This is a genomic window from Cellulosilyticum sp. WCF-2 (genome assembly GCF_003990395.1).
In the GTDB taxonomy this organism is placed as follows: Bacteria; Bacillota; Clostridia; order Lachnospirales; family Cellulosilyticaceae; genus Cellulosilyticum; species Cellulosilyticum lentocellum.
The window spans coordinates 3,593,743-3,608,975 of sequence record NZ_CP034675.1 but is presented as its reverse complement, the minus strand read 5'-3'; the positions used below and the strand labels follow the sequence as shown (position 1 = coordinate 3,608,975).

16 protein-coding genes are annotated in these 15,233 nt (G+C 33.0%); 12 read left to right on the top strand and 4 right to left on the bottom strand.

The features are described 5' to 3' along the window. Positions 1–6: 6 nt before the first annotated feature. The 7 genes from queG (at position 7) to EKH84_RS16250 (ending at position 5,058) form a co-directional block, all read left to right on the top strand. Positions 7–993 carry a tRNA epoxyqueuosine(34) reductase QueG gene (gene queG, locus EKH84_RS16280; protein ID WP_127067112.1) on the top strand — a complete coding sequence of 329 codons (987 nt, stop codon included), beginning with the start codon at positions 7–9 and terminating at the stop codon, positions 991–993. A gap of 150 nt (positions 994–1,143) precedes the next feature. Beyond that, on the top strand, positions 1,144–1,413 hold the full coding sequence (locus EKH84_RS16275; RefSeq protein WP_127067111.1) for a hypothetical protein: 270 nt from the start codon (positions 1,144–1,146) through the stop codon (positions 1,411–1,413). Positions 1,414–1,601: 188 nt separating this feature from the next. After that, a complete protein-coding gene (locus EKH84_RS16270) occupies positions 1,602–2,222 on the top strand; it encodes a PH domain-containing protein (RefSeq protein ID WP_013657685.1) in 621 nt (206 codons plus the stop codon). A 161-nt stretch (positions 2,223–2,383) separates the two neighbouring features. Continuing rightward, on the top strand, positions 2,384–2,758 hold the full coding sequence (locus EKH84_RS16265; RefSeq protein ID WP_013657684.1) for a CidA/LrgA family protein: 375 nt from the start codon (positions 2,384–2,386) through the stop codon (positions 2,756–2,758). Continuing rightward, entirely contained in the window at positions 2,739–3,431 is a 693-nt protein-coding gene (locus EKH84_RS16260; protein WP_127067110.1) for an LrgB family protein, read from the top strand. Before EKH84_RS16265 ends, EKH84_RS16260 begins: the two co-directional genes overlap by 20 nt. Positions 3,432–3,448: 17 nt before the next feature. Further along, positions 3,449–4,138 (top strand): FadR/GntR family transcriptional regulator, encoded by a 690-nt coding sequence (locus tag EKH84_RS16255; RefSeq protein ID WP_127067109.1) that lies wholly within the window; start codon positions 3,449–3,451, stop codon positions 4,136–4,138. Positions 4,139–4,209: 71 nt separating this feature from the next. Then, a complete protein-coding gene (locus tag EKH84_RS16250; protein ID WP_127067108.1) occupies positions 4,210–5,058 on the top strand; it encodes a mechanosensitive ion channel family protein in 849 nt (282 codons plus the stop codon). Positions 5,059–5,119: 61 nt separating this feature from the next. On the opposite strand, the gene EKH84_RS16245 is transcribed toward EKH84_RS16250, so the two are convergent. Beyond that, positions 5,120–6,061: a LysR family transcriptional regulator gene (locus tag EKH84_RS16245; protein ID WP_127067107.1), complete on the bottom strand. Its 942-nt coding sequence runs from the start codon at positions 6,059–6,061 to the stop codon at positions 5,120–5,122. A 287-nt stretch (positions 6,062–6,348) separates the two neighbouring features. Between EKH84_RS16245 and EKH84_RS16240 the strand changes: the two genes are divergently transcribed. From EKH84_RS16240 to EKH84_RS16230, 3 genes are all read left to right on the top strand, one after another. Beyond that, complete coding sequence (locus tag EKH84_RS16240) at positions 6,349–7,539, top strand: iron-containing alcohol dehydrogenase (RefSeq protein WP_127067106.1); 1,191 nt, start codon at positions 6,349–6,351, stop codon at positions 7,537–7,539. A gap of 178 nt (positions 7,540–7,717) precedes the next feature. Then, positions 7,718–9,790, top strand: a complete 2,073-nt coding sequence (locus EKH84_RS16235) for a methyl-accepting chemotaxis protein (RefSeq protein WP_127067105.1) — start codon at positions 7,718–7,720, stop codon at positions 9,788–9,790. 120 nt (positions 9,791–9,910) lie between these two features. After that, positions 9,911–10,795 (top strand): LysR family transcriptional regulator, encoded by an 885-nt coding sequence (locus EKH84_RS16230; protein WP_127067104.1) that lies wholly within the window; start codon positions 9,911–9,913, stop codon positions 10,793–10,795. On the opposite strand, the gene EKH84_RS16225 is transcribed toward EKH84_RS16230, so the two are convergent. Then, complete coding sequence (locus tag EKH84_RS16225) at positions 10,792–11,352, bottom strand: chromate transporter (protein ID WP_127067103.1); 561 nt, start codon at positions 11,350–11,352, stop codon at positions 10,792–10,794. The genes EKH84_RS16230 and EKH84_RS16225 overlap by 4 nt on opposite strands. A gap of 1 nt (position 11,353) precedes the next feature. Beyond that, positions 11,354–11,947, bottom strand: a complete 594-nt coding sequence (locus tag EKH84_RS16220; protein ID WP_127067102.1) for a chromate transporter — start codon at positions 11,945–11,947, stop codon at positions 11,354–11,356. Positions 11,948–12,214: 267 nt separating this feature from the next. Here EKH84_RS16220 and EKH84_RS16215 point away from each other — a divergent pair, with 267 nt between their 5' ends. Together EKH84_RS16215 and EKH84_RS16210 are read left to right on the top strand one after the other, a co-directional pair. Further along, complete coding sequence (locus tag EKH84_RS16215) at positions 12,215–13,294, top strand: transposase (protein WP_127067101.1); 1,080 nt, start codon at positions 12,215–12,217, stop codon at positions 13,292–13,294. Positions 13,295–13,414: 120 nt separating this feature from the next. Next, positions 13,415–14,440 carry a stalk domain-containing protein gene (locus EKH84_RS16210; protein ID WP_127067100.1) on the top strand — a complete coding sequence of 342 codons (1,026 nt, stop codon included), beginning with the start codon at positions 13,415–13,417 and terminating at the stop codon, positions 14,438–14,440. 117 nt (positions 14,441–14,557) lie between these two features. Here the strand turns inward: EKH84_RS16210 and EKH84_RS16205 are convergent, their stop codons facing one another. Beyond that, positions 14,558–15,076 (bottom strand): LiaI-LiaF-like domain-containing protein, encoded by a 519-nt coding sequence (locus tag EKH84_RS16205; RefSeq protein WP_013657672.1) that lies wholly within the window; start codon positions 15,074–15,076, stop codon positions 14,558–14,560. Positions 15,077–15,233 lie beyond the last annotated feature (157 nt).

The following is a 15,233-nucleotide window of genomic DNA, read 5'->3' as shown; positions in this document are numbered from 1 at the left end:
ACAACGATGTTAAAAAAGAAAATAGAAGACTTTTGTAAGTCTATAGGATTAGATACAATAGGTTTCATTCCTTGTAGACGCTTTGATGAACTAGAGGTGTTTTATAGGGAAAGACAAAAGCTTGGTTTGCAAAATGAATTTGAAGAGCAAAATATTGAAAAACGTCTTAATCCCAATCTTTATATGGAAGAGGGAAAAACAATTATTTCTATAGCCTTTCCTTATTATCATAGGGAGATAAAAGATGAGGTGGCTAATGGTTTTTCCATTTATACAAAAAGGCTAGATTATCATAGGGTTGTTAAAAAGTATTTGAATGAAATAAGTGAGTACATCGAGACCTTAGGTGGTAAGGCACTAGGGTTTGTAGATAGTAATGCTTTGCCTGAAAGATACATTGCTTACTTAGCGGGACTTGGATTTATTGGAAGAAATAACATGTTGATTACAAAAAAATATGGTTCCTATGTCTTTTTAGGTGAACTTATGACAGATTTAAAGATTGAATGTGAAGATCAGAGAAGCCAGGATGAACTAATAAAATATGCAGAGTGTGGAGCGTGCAAGGCTTGCTTAAAGGAATGTCCCACAAAGTCTATTAATATGTCAAGGAGTAATCCTAATATTTGTTTATCTTATATCACTCAAAAGAAGGAGCTTAGTGATCAAGAGATAAAGCTATTAAAAGGAAATATTTTTGGCTGTGACTTCTGTCAATTAAAATGTCCTTATAATGAAGAAGTGGCAACTAATGTTTTAGAAGAATTTCAAACACTCGTCCATATGAATGAGCCTGCTAATGTTTATGCAGGGATGGATAATTCCTATTTTAAGGAAAAGATGAGTCCGACTTCTTGCGGCTGGCGAGGAAAAAATGTGATAAGAAGAAATGCTATCATTCATATGGATCATGCTGGTTTGTCTATTGAACAATATAAAGGTGATTCCCCTTATATTAATAGCTATATTGAGAGACTCACTCAAAATAAGTAGTTACTACTCAAGAAATCTCTTGAGAATTTTAGAAATGTCCTCATCTGTAGAACCCTGATAACGTAAATCATTTTGGACATTGATTCAAAGAAATGATTATAATAAGATAAAATAAAAGGGTGTTAAATAGAATAAAAAAGGGGAAGTCATATGTTCAATCTATTGAAGAGAAAGGTAAATAAAAAAGCACAAAAGCAAATTGAAACACAAATAAATGACCTTCAGCTTTACTTAGAAAATAATTATAAGGACTTAGCTATTGAGGCAAGGCAAGAAGCTATTATTCTGATTGAAGGTTGCTATGAGCGTGGGGAACTTGACAACAAAAGTTATACCAAATATAAGAGCATTTTATGTGAATATAGTAAGAAAATGGAGAACTACAATCATCAACAATTTTATAGTTCTTCGTCTCACTAGCTTAAGCCAATAATGAGATTATAAGGTTCAGCAAAGATGGGATCTAGAGAGCTTATTATATTCAATTGATCTAAACAGGCAGAAGTATTTATTGAGGTAATGAATTGAAATAAAGAAAAAATGAAATAATGCATATAGATATGCTATAATAAAAATATAAATGAATTTTTATAAGGGGGTAGCCAAAAATGGCAGGTGGTTTTTTAGGAAGAGTAGCAGCAGATACTTTAGGACTATCAGATATTGGTAAGATTATCTCACCTCAAGACTTTGATAAGGTAGATGGAGATGACTTTATTTTACAAGAGGATGGAGAAAAAATCTTCTTTGTTATTAAATCTAAAACAGATGAGTATGTGTTTACTAATTATGGACTTATTCATGTAGATGGGAAGTCAGCTATAGAGAAAAAAAGACTTGTTAAACGTTATGACTTTAAATATTATAAGGTATCTCAGGTGACTTTAGAAACAGCAGGGACTATTGACTTAGATATTGAAATTAAATTCTTTATCAATGAGCAAGGCTTTAGTATTGATGTGGATAAAAATCAAATGGAGTTACTTAAAAAATTATATAAATCGCTTATTGAAGTGAGTTATATTCAAAAACATAATGAAGCTCTGTTTGGAGATGGTGTCAATGGCCTCAAAATGGCCAATGAAGATTTATCTAGAAACGTTATTCAAGGGGATATCGTCGATATTACAGAAAGATTAACGAATTTTAACTTAGATTGGATGGAAGCTTTAAGAAAAGAATACCATAAGCGCGACTTCTGTGAAGCTTATGAGAAATATTTAGGATAGAAAAGAGCCTTAAATTTAGCTTTAGCTAAGTTTAAGGCTCTTTTCTATTGTATTTAGCTTTACTATGCCTTTCTTTTATGTATTCATATAGTGTTGAAAAAATTAGAAATAAAGTATATAATGCTGAATTGGTAAGACCAATCAGAAAAGAGGGGGACAGTATGAAATATGTTAGGCAGTTTGGCATTATTTTAGGAATCACTTTTATTGGAGAAATACTAAATAGCATAGTACCCTTACCAATACCAGCTAGTATATATGGTTTAGTGTTGATGCTTATTTTACTAGTGACAGGTGTGATTCGTTTAGAACAGATAAAAGAGACTGGCGTATTCTTAATAGAAATTATGCCAATGATGTTTATTCCAGCAGCGGTAGGATTAATGGTATCTTGGCAGAGTCTTGAGTCCATCTTATTACAGGTAATTGTGATTACCCTAATCTCTACAGTTCTAGTCATGGTAGTAGCAGGTAAAATAACACAATGGATAGTATATAGGAAGGAAGGTCATCAGGATGAAAGAGATGTTATATAATTCTACTTTTTTAGGAGTGCTCATAAGTCTAGCGGGATATGAGCTAGGTATGGTGCTTAAGAAGAAATTTAAAAAGACAATCTTTAATCCATTGTTGATTTCAATCATAGTAGTGGTTGCTTTTTTATTCATCTGTGACATTGACTATGATACCTATAATCAAGGAGCAAAATATATCAGTTATCTTCTTACACCAGCAACCGTATGTTTGGCTATTCCGCTTTATGAAGAATTAGAATTATTAAAGAAAAATGTGGCAGCTATTTTAATTGGGATTTTTTCAGGAGCTTTAACGAGTTTGACTTGTATCTTAGTAATGGCGTTTGTGTTTCATTTTAGCCACGAACAGTATGTGACTTTACTTCCTAAATCCATTACAACGGCTATTGGTATGGGTGTATCAGAAGAGCTAGGAGGAATGGTCACCATAACAGTAGCGGTCATTATTATTACAGGTATTCTAGGAAATATGATAGCAGAGACGATTTGTAAAGTTTTTAGAATTAACCATCCGGTGGCAAAGGGAATTGCTATAGGGACCTCAGCACATGCTATTGGAACAGCAAAGGCCATAGAAATGGGAAGAATAGAAGGGGCTATGAGTAGTTTATCTATAGCTATTTCTGGCCTTTTAACAGTAGTAGGGGCTTCGATTTTTGCTACGTTTATATGAGATATGGTGATACATAAATGAGCACATCAGCACAAGGAGATTGTATGGAAAATAAAGAATACTTTAAGGTCATTGAGTATATAAAAGAGCAAATGAAAAATGGGACAATTCAGATAGGAGGTAAGTTAGAAACAGAAAGAAAGCTTTCTGAAAAACTAGGTATTTCACGTCCTTCCATTAGAGAAGCTTTAAGAAGTATGGAGAATATCGGACTTATTGAAAGTAAACAGGGCTCAGGTAACTATTTATTAGGGGATTTTTCGAAAAACTTAACAGAATCTTTTAGTTTAATGCTTTTGATGAAACAAGTAGACTATGTGGATATTACTGAAGTAAGGAGAGCTATAGAACTAGAAGCTTATAAGATAGCTATGAGAAGTATATCTGATCAGCAATTAAAAGACATAAAAAGTTGTTTAGTGAATCCCTTAAATGAAAGATTTGAGAATGAGATTTTATTTGATAGAAGCTTTCACTTTGCTATTGTTAAAGCAACAGGCAATGGGTTTATGATGAATATTGTGGAGCCATTAGCTAGTGTTTGTGAAGAATTAATAGAGAAAACCCTTAAAAAAGCAACCATAGATGAGCGAGAACAGTTAGCCCAGTTGCACATGCAAATCTACTTAGGCTTAGAAGAAAAAAATTTAGAAAAAGGATTATCAGCTATTAATGCGCATTATGATCTTATCAATCAATTGCAGTAGAGAAAGTGAGAAAAGTATTATATACTAGGGGAAAGTGTCTATTAACATAGAAAGAGGGGGGAGCGATTCGCATGTGGTTATGGATTCAAGAGCAGATTATTCATTCTAATACAATGATAAATAAAATAGTTTATAGTATTATCTCATTAATCATCATCCTTATCCTAAAACAATATACACAAAAGTTAATCAAAACAATGGGGGAAGGACAAGAAAGGAAATATAAACATAGAAAAGTATTAAGTGGCATTTATGCTGTTTTGTATTTATTATGTTTGCTTATCATATGGCAGAAATCCTCAACATCTATCTTAACTTTGTTAGGCTTTTTATCAGCTGGGTTTACTATTGCCATTCGAGATGTTTTTGTGAATCTGATAGGAGGTCTTTATATTCTATTTGCGAAACCTTTTAAAGTAGGTGAACGTATAGAAGTTGCAGGGCAAATAGGAGATGTGATCGATGTAAATCTTCTTCACTTCACCATGCTAGAGGTAGGTAATCGTATTATGCAGGAACAAAGTACAGGACGTATTTTACATATGCCCAATATGCTTGTTTTTTCAGGTCCTTTAGCTAACTATGAAACAGGATTTAAGTATATTTGGAATGAAATGACGGTTAAATTAGATTTAACAAGTGATTTGGAGCAAGCGAAAGTTCTTTTTTATGAGATTATAGAGAAGTATAGTAGTGATTACATCGAAGAAGCTAAGAAGCAAATAGAGACTGCGAGTAAACAGTACTTAATTTGTTATAATAATCTTACACCTATTATTTATACGGAAATAAAAGATGGGGCTATATGGCTTAGCTTACGTTATCTTTGTGAACCAAGAAAAGTAAGAGTAACAGAGAACCTGATATGGGAAGAAATTTTAAAGTGTATCCAAGACAAGGATAATATTAAACTTTTATAAGGAATAAAAGTGTGGATAAACGTAATCCCCAAGATTTTAGTTAAGGTCTTGGGGATTACGTTTATTTTGGATTTAAGTTATTTAAAGTAGAGCGTAAAACACTAATAAAAGCTAGTTCATGAGATTTAAGCATATCCTTATGTGGGTAAATCATCATATCTGTAGTAGGAGAAGCAAGGCTACACTTTCTAGTGACTAAGTTATGCTTTTTTAGGGTTTCTTCAGGCATAGGACTAACCCATAAATAAGTTCCTTTAACTTGTTCAAGCAAATCAAATTGGCTACTACGGTCATAAATATAAATCCGTTTTTGAGCCGTATCCATATCAGCACCTTTTCTAATATGACTAAAAGTCAAATTAGGTTCTTGAAAGTCACCATGTAAAATTTCTATGTATTGGCCTAAGGCATGAAAAGGAATATCTTGATAATTTGCCAGTGGATGATTTTTATGTAGCATAATACACATGGTAAATTCTCCGATACACTCATACTGTAGACCTTGTTCTTTAATAAGTGCTAAAAAGTAACTTTCATGGAGCTTTTGATATCGTACAATACCTAAGTCACTTTCGCCGGTAGCAACATCTTGGATAGTAGTATGGGCATTCGTTTCTTTATAGTGAATATTTAATGGCAAAGATTCTACATTTTCTTCTTTTAAAGAAGTATTTAAGAACCTTGAGAAAGCAGTGGAAATATAAGTAGCCCTAGGAACAGAAACAGCTAATTTAAAGGTTTCTTTATGATGAGTTTTATAAAGGCTTTCTAACTCATCCATTTGTGAAAGAATAGTTCTGGCATACTGAAGAAATTGTTTGCCGTCGCGGGTAGGCTCTACACCTTTAGGTGTCCGCTTAAAAATAGTAATGCCAATTTCAATCTCTAGCTCTTTAATGGCCTTACTTAAATTAGGTTGTCCCATAAAAAGATTTTTAGCTGCTCGGGTAATGGAACTAGATTTCTCAACTTCAAGCACATAACGTAGTTGTTGCAAATTCATAATATCCCTCTCATTTCCTTTACGATGTCTAGTAGCTGGTTATTGTAGTAAGACTGAACAGTTACATCATTTTATAGTTCTATAGTAACACAAAAAATCTGTAAATAAAAATTTGTAGACTATTAAATAAAGAAATAATGAAAAAAAGCTATAAATATAAAAATGAGTAATGTTTTTTATATATTAGGGGTATTCTGATTTAATATTACCGATTTAAAAATGAGTGTGTTATAATATTAACAAAGAAAGAAAAACATTACACAACAAAGATTATAGGGGGAATTAACATGGCACGCTTTACATTACCAAGAGATTTATATTATGGAAAAGGTTCAATTAATGAATTAAAAAATTTAACAGGTAAAAAAGCAATTGTAGTAGTTGGTGGCGGTTCTATGAAACGCTTTGGATTCTTAGATCAAGTTGTAGACAATTTAAAAGAAGCAGGTATGGAAGTAAAATTATTCGAAAATGTTGAGCCAGACCCATCTGTAGAAACCGTTATGAAAGGTGCAGAGGTGATGCGCGAATTTGAGCCAGATTGGATTGTAGCTATAGGTGGTGGTTCACCTATTGATGCGGCAAAAGCAATGTGGGTTTTCTATGAATATCCAGAAACTACTTTTGAAGCTATTATTCAGCCTTTCTCATTCCCAACACTTAGACAAAAAGCTAAATTCTGTGCTATTCCTTCTACCTCAGGAACTGCTACTGAAGTAACAGCTTTCTCTGTTATTACAGATTATGCAAAAGGTATTAAATATCCCTTAGCAGATTTTAATATTACGCCTGACATTGCTATTGTAGATCCTAATCTTGCAGAAACAATGCCAGCTCAATTAACAGCACATACAGGTATGGATGCTTTAACTCATGCGATTGAAGCTTATGTTTCTACTTGCAATTCTTGCTTTACAGATCCACTTGCTTTAAAAGCAATTGAGATGATTTTTGATGACTTACAAGCTTCTTATGAGGGGGATATGGAAGCTCGTGAGCAAATGCACTATGCACAATGCCTTGCAGGTATGGCGTTCTCTAATGCACTTTTAGGAATCGTTCACTCTATGGCACATAAAACAGGTGCAGCTTATAAAAATGGCCATATTGTTCATGGCTGTGCTAATGCTATGTATTTACCACAAGTGATTAGATTCAATGCCAAAGACGAAGTGGCAGCAAAACGTTATGCAGATATTGCCAAGTTTATTGGCTTAGAAAGCGATACGACCGAAGGCTTAGTTAAAGCGCTTTGTGATAAAATTGAAGCCTATAATGTAGCGCTCAATATCCCCAAATGCATTAAAGACTATGAAAATGGTATGGTACCAGAAGATGAATTCTTAGAAAAACTTCCAGAAGTAGCAGCTCTTGCTATTAGTGATGCTTGTACAGGATCAAATCCAAGAATTCCAGATCAAAAACAAATGGAAGAACTCTTAAAATGCTGCTATTATGGCACAGAGGTTAACTTCTAGAAAACATAATACTTATTTACAAAATAAAGCAAAAAAGCTGCTAGTATGTCATAGCAGCTTTTTTAATGTGCAAAATGTATTTTTTTGTCTAAAGTTTGAAAATATTGTTATGAAAAATAGATAAATCATGGTAGAATAAAAGAGATTAACATAAGGCGAAAAAAGAGGGAGATTATATATGCGAAAAAAAGGTAGAACTCAATTAACACAGAAAAAAAAGTTAACCAATAAACCACTTAAGCAGAAAGAAAAATTAAAAGTAAAAAGTGCTACTAAAAAAGATAAATTTGTTTCTATAAAGTCAAGCATTATATCCATGTGTATATGTTTTGCTATTATTCCCTTATTAATTGTTAATATTTTTTCAGCAAAGGTTTCTAAGGATGTGGTAAGAGATACGACCCAACAATTATCTGAAGAAATCATTAAACAAGTTTCTGAGAATATAACGGTATTTAATGCACAAGTTGAACAGAAAATAACAGATTTTGTAGTGTCTAATACTATTCCTACAAATAATTTTGAAAAGTATAATTCTGATGATATGTTTGATAAACTAACAGGTAGTAGAAATATATCTTCTCAAATCAATGCTGTTTTCTCATTAAATAGTGCCGTAACTAATATATGGGTCGTACCTACCAATGGTGAGATTATAGCCGGGGGAGAATCTAATAAGTATAAGATAGAGTCTATAGAACGTATAAGAGATTATGACATAGATATGACACCTACCTGGATTGCTGGAATAGGTGATTTATCAGATAGTATCTTTATTGCTAGAAAAGTAAGTAATAAAAAAACCTCAAAAGATATTATTGTTATGGAAGTTAATTTAAGTAAAATGGTATCTGCTATTGATCAGGTTAATTTGTTAAGTGATTCTTCTATTGTCATTGTAGATAATAATAAAAAGAACATTTATAGTAAACCAGCAGAGCAAGCTCAAATAAGTGATAAAGTTTGGACAACTATTGAAAATGGTGAAGAAAATGGCTCTACAATAGTGGACAAACAATTAGTTACTTATCATACCATGAGCAATGGTTGGAAGATGATTGTACAGATACCAGAACGTTCACTTACAGAACGTATACAGATGGCAAGTTTATTCACTTGGATTTTAGTACTTGTAGTAGCTGCTTTAGCTATAGTAGTAGGTACAAGAATTGCTAAGAAATTTTCAAATCCTATCATTGAACTGATGAAGCTTATGAAGAAAGCAGAAGAAGGGGATTTAACTATTGAGGCTTCAAATAAAGGACATAATGAAGTAGCTTTGTTATGTAAGAGTTTTAATCATATGATGTTTAATATACATAAGCTTTTAGAAGAAACCAAAGAAGTAGTAGCAAGTACTTTAAAAAATAGTCAAGTTCTTTCTGAATCAACTTATGAAACGGTAGAAGGATTCACACAATTAACTACTTCAGTAGGTGAAATAGCTGAAGGTGCAAATCATCAAGCTTCTGATACTCAAGAAGGGGTTGTGGCAATGGCTAACCTTGGAGACAGTATACAAATGGTTAGCGAGAAAACACAAAATATCTATAAGAACACACAGGGTGCTAAAGAAATGCTTCATGAAGCATCTGATACAATGACTTTATTAAATACAACAATGGCCTCATCAATAAGTATTACTAAGGAAATGAACGCTAGTGTTGGAGAATTAAATGAGCTTAATAAAGGCATTGAAAAAATGATGAAATTCTTAGATAGTATTAGTGAGCAAACCAATCTTTTGGCCCTTAATGCAAGTATTGAAGCAGCACGTGCAGGAGAAGTCGGAAAAGGCTTTGCAGTAGTTGCTGAAGAGGTGAGAAAGTTAGCAGAGCAATCTAAATCTTCTACTGTAACCATAGGAAAGACATTGCAAGAGATAGAAAATAAAACACTGAATACGACTGAACTTGTGGGAAAAGCAAATGAAATCTTTAATAAGCAAAATCAAGCAGTGGATAAGACTGCTGTTATATTTAAAGATATGATTTCCATTTTACAACACATGGATGAAGAGCTAAGCCATATTAATAATCAAGTTGATGACATGAATAAACTTCGTAGTGAAACAAGTAGCAAGATTTCTAATATTGCAGCTGTTATAGAAGAATCTACAGCTGCCACTGAAGAAGTGAGTGCGTTTAGTGAGGAACAAAAAGGAGTGATTCAAAATCTATCTGTATTATCTCAAAATTTAGTTGAATCCATGAAGCGCTTAGAAAGTTCAATAGAAAATTTCAAACTATAAGCCCAGAAACACTAGATGAAGTGGTTAAAAGCCAATAATCATCTAGTGTTTTTTGATACTATTTATATAAGGAATAGATGGGTTATAATAGAAGTAACTAGGTAATAAAGGAGATCAGGTATGACAATTAGGCATTTAAGGATTTTTGTAGCAGTAGTCAAGGAGGGGAAGATGGGGATTGCAGCCAAATCACTTTTTATTTCTCAGCCTTCAGTGAGTCAGGCTATTAAAGAAATAGAAGATTATTATGGCATTAAACTTTTTGAAAGGCTTTCTAAAAAACTCTACATTACAGAAAATGGTCAGTTACTATTTCAATATGCGCAGCATATCCTTCAATCCTTTGATGAAATGGAAGTGAACTTAAATCATTTGGGAGAGAAAGTGAACTTACGTATAGGTGCTACCATTACAGCAGGGACTTATATGCTTGAACCGATGATTACTACTTTTGAAGAGCAAAACCCACAAGTTAAGATTAAAGTGACTGTTAATAATACCTATATACTACAAGAAATGCTTTTAAATAGCCAATTGGATGTAGGCATTATTGAAGGAGAAGTTAACGCATCGGATTTAGTAAAGCAATCCGTATGTCAAGACCCCCTCGTAGTAGCAGTTGGGAAAAAGCATCCTTTATATGGTCAAAAGTCACTACCTATTACTGCGCTACAAGGACATCACTTGATTTGCAGAGAAGAAGGGAGTGGTATAAGAAGCTTATTTCGTAGGCATCTTGAGGAACATCAGGTAATGATGGAAGTTAAATGGGAGTGTACAAATACCGAGGCTATTAAAGCAGCGGCTATTGCAGGACAAGGCATTGCAGTGTTTTCAGCACGTACAATTGAGCAAGAAGTAAAAAAAGAGATACTACACGTCATTGAACTAGAAGGCATAAGCTTATCTAGACAAATCTGCGTTGTATCTCATAAGGATAAGTTTTTATCTAAACAGTTAATGAGTTTTTTAGACTGTTTACGAGCAAATGGTTTGAAAGCTTAAAAGATACTATAAACTAAAGTACCAATAATACCGGAACCAAAAATGACCATAATGGGGTTAAATTTAAATTTTCTTAAGGCCACTAAACCACCTATAAATAAACAAAATTCAATAGGTCTAAAGTTGGCTAAAACAATTTCAGACTTATCAGCATTAAATAGTGCAAGAGATAAAATCGCAAGTCCAGCAGAACTAATAAGTGCTACAACAGCAGGTCGAAGACTTGCTAAAATGGTTTGAACCCCAGATAAGTTACGATATTTATAATAAAAATGAGCTAGTATAAGACAAAGTATAAATGCAGGTAAAATGCAACCTAAAGTACAAATAAGTGCGCCAGGTAGACCTGCCAATTGTGTTCCTACAAAGGTAGCAGAATTAATGGAAATAGGACCTGGTGTCATTTCTGCTATAGTTATTAAATCTGTAAATTCAGCCATAGTCATAAGACCATGTACATTAACAATTTGATTTTGTATAAGAGGAATAGCCGCATAACCACCGCCTACACTAAATAGGCCTACTTTTAGAAAGCTTAAAAATAATTGAAGTAACATATTAGCAGTCTCCTTGTTGTTTATTGCGTTTCATTTCTAGTAAAAGTGTGATGAGTCCAATGGCAATACAAAGTAAAATAATGGTCATGGCGCTAATACCCATAAAGTAGGTCATGACAAAGGTAATGACCATAAGCACCATGTAAAAACGATTTCCTGTACGGATAATATTTTTAGCTAGATTAATGACAACATCACATATTACAGCTGCTACACCAGCACGCATGACTAAAAGGGCAGTAGCAATAACGGCATTATGACGAAAAGCATCATAAAATACAGCAATAATAGAAATAATCACAAGCGGTGGGATGGAAGTCCCTAGTACTGCTACAATTGAGCCTATTATACCCCTCATACGATAACCTAAAATAACAGAAGCATTAATAGGAATAGGACCTGGTGAAGATTGAGCAATAGCTGTAATATCCAGCATTTCACTTTCTTCAATCCAACCTAATTCTTCAACAAATTTTTTTTTCATCAGCGAAACAATAACAAAACCACCACCAAAAGTACAAGCACTTAGCATAAAAGTGGAGATGAAAAGTTGCCATAACAAATGTCCATGTTGAGTTGCTTTTTTATGTGACATGGTGTTCACTCTCCTTATGTGTTTGAGTAAGTTTTAACTTAATTATAGAAATAGTGTAAAGGGAAAATGATTATTTGTAAAATAAATAGTTGTTATGAAAGACATAGGTAAATACCTATAATAGCTTTCTGCATAGACAGTCATTAAATCTCATATTAAGATAAAAGGGAGATAACTCTTCAGCCGCATAAAATAGTGTATATTAGCGGCTGAGTAGCTACAAGAAGAAAATGAAAGTGATATCAATAAGTAAGACGAGGAAATAATATGATAGATAATGAATCTAAATGGTACTATACCATTACTTGGTATACCCAAGGAAATAAGCCTAGCTTCGAAGAAGAAATACAAGAAATGGCTCAAGAGCATATAGCTCATTTATGTGAAGAACAAAATCTTTTATTAAAGCAAATAGAGATGCGGTCTAATAGTCTTAAGATAAAGATTAATAGCAGTATACAGTTAAATATAAATAAGCTAGTTAAACATTTGCAAAAAAAATTACCAGCTATTACAGATTTAGTAGATGAGGAAAAAACTTTAATAACGACTACAAGTGGTGACTTAAGTGAAAAAGATAGACGTCTAGAAAAATTATTAAATAGTGTTATAGATGCGGAATATTACGACATGGAGGATAGTTTTACAAGTCAGTTAGAAGATTTAAAAAGCTATCTATTGGCACAAAAACTTAGTGTAATTGAAAAGAATGATCAGATATTTTTAGTTGATGAAGAAGCATTAAAACATGAAATTAACTTAAATTGTTTTGCTTGTACGAAGTTATATAAATATGGCTGTTGTTGTGGAAGTCCTTGTAATTTAGGACCTCGTAATAAAAAGGTCTTTGATAAACATCTTTTAAATATTGAAGAAGAAGTAAAAGCCTATGATGAAGCAACCTATAAGAAAATTCTAGCTAAGGGCGGTCTTATTGCTTCTGATGGCTCTATTAATGAATGTGATGGCCATTGTGCATTACTAGTGGAAGAAGAGGGAATATATAAATGTATAGCCCACAGTTATGCATTAAAGAGAGACATTCCTATTTATGAACTATGTCCACTATCCTGTTTAATGTATCCATTAGAGATTATTGAACTCATTACAAATAAGCAAAGAAAACTTCTACTTTTAACTTCTGTAGTAAGTGAAGACTTTGCACATCGTTTTGGACGTTGGGGAAGTTATAATACACTTGAAGTAGAACTACGTTGTATTAATAAAAAAGCTCACAATGATGTTTTTAAAGAAGAAGATTATAGACCAGTTTATAAGGTTAATAAGGCTCTTTTATGCCATGAATTTGGTAGCACCTTTTATGAGAGTCTAGAAGAAGTATTGTAAAATGTATCAAATACACTTAAGTACGACAAAACACCGACTTAAGTGTATTTTTTGCTTGCAAAAGAGAGAGAGAAGTGTATATTAATAGGTAAGAAGCAAAGATTTAAAGGACGTGATAGGATGAAAAAAAGAGGCCTAGCATTAGCAATAAGTATTATGTTATTCGGTCAAACTATTTATGCTACTACTGACATGCAGCAAGTAGCACTTAAAAGTGGTACAGAAGAAGCACAAGTGCTTCAAGAGAGTGGTAACCAAATTCTTTTAAATGGTCAGCTTTTAGAGATACCAGGTGGAGTTTTAGAAATAAAAGGACATCAGCTTTATCCTCTTAGATGGTTAGTGATGCAAATGGGAATAGCAGTGAGCTGGGATCAAAAAACACGAACTGTAACTATAGAAAATCCTACTTATCAAGAAGCACATCTTTATTTATCATACTTAAATGGCTTAACCAGTGAAAATCAAGACACTACTTATAAGTTGCCAGATCGAGTTAAAACTTTAGAAATACCTTCGTATCCATTAAAAAATAATGATACTTTCATGTTGCATCAAAAACCTATTAGTATCACCATTGATGATGATGGCTTTAACATATCTTTTGCAGCGTATGATTATGCTTTTAAAAACAACCGGCTTTATGTAACACCAGAATGGTTTAATACTATTTTTTTAGCAGAACTTACTAAGATTTCAGAAGGCCTTGAAATAGTTTATCCTACACCAGAGCAAATTGAAAAAGAGTTAGAAAGCATGCAAAAGGTGCTGGCACCTCTTACACCAGAAGAAACTTTAGCTTTATGGATTAGAGGTCAACAAGTAAGAAGTGGTGCATTGCAGTATAGTAGTCTTTCACCAGAACTAAAACAACAGGTATTAGCAAGTAAACGAGGTTGGGTAACAGGTGGTTCTAGTCCTTCAGCAGGCAAGGTAACGATTTTAGATAAGAAGCAGCAAGCAGAAGATACTTTAGTTTATACTTTAGCAGTAGAAGAGATGCTTCAAGGACAGGTGTTTGAAACAGTAAAAGAACAAATTACGATTAAGAAATATACATTAGAAGGCAACAACTATTGGCTTATTAGCGAAGCAAGAGGCGATTTAAGCTATTTGAGTTTATTACCAGATGCCGATTTAAAGTAAACAGTAAAAAAGAGGTAGCCACGAAATAACTTTCTAATACAAGACTTAACCAACAATTAGTTTGGGCTGGACTATATCTTGTATTTGATAGACGTTTTGTGACAGCCTCTTTTTATTTTACATATGCTTAGTCGAATCACTTTTACCCAATAAGATAAATAAACCTATAAGTACTAAAGCAACTGGCCAAACGATAGAACCATTAATAAAGAAGAAGAAATGGCCAAGAACAGTAGAAGAAAAGCAAGTAACTGCAACAGTTGTTAAAATACCGACAGGGATTAATAAGCCCTTGCAACGTCCGCCATATAAGTAAAGTTGAAAGAGACCAATAGCAGGGGCTAAAATATAAACTGGCCAAGTGTAAGCTGAGAAAAACCAATGGGTACTAGTTTCAAATAAAAAGAGTAGACCGAGTGTTGTTAAAATACCACCAGGTACTAAGACCCCCGGAGCACGTCTTGTAGAAAAATAGCTATATTCGAAAGCTAAACCAGGAATTAGTACAAATAGTGGCCATAAATGGCTCATACTAAAAAAATTAAAGTCAAAAAAGTTATTTAAAATACCATAAATACCTAAGGCTAGTAAAATAAGTCCCCAAAATTTCTTTGATTGTAATGATGTGCGATCCATATTTAATCCTCCGTTATCTTTAATATAAATTTAGTATAAGGTGTACCTCTTAGAAAAATGTGAGAGAAAAATTAAAATTTGATGATAAATAATAGAGAGTTAGTTTATTTTGATTTGTTAAAATGTTATAAATAAAATATGATTCCAATAGATATAA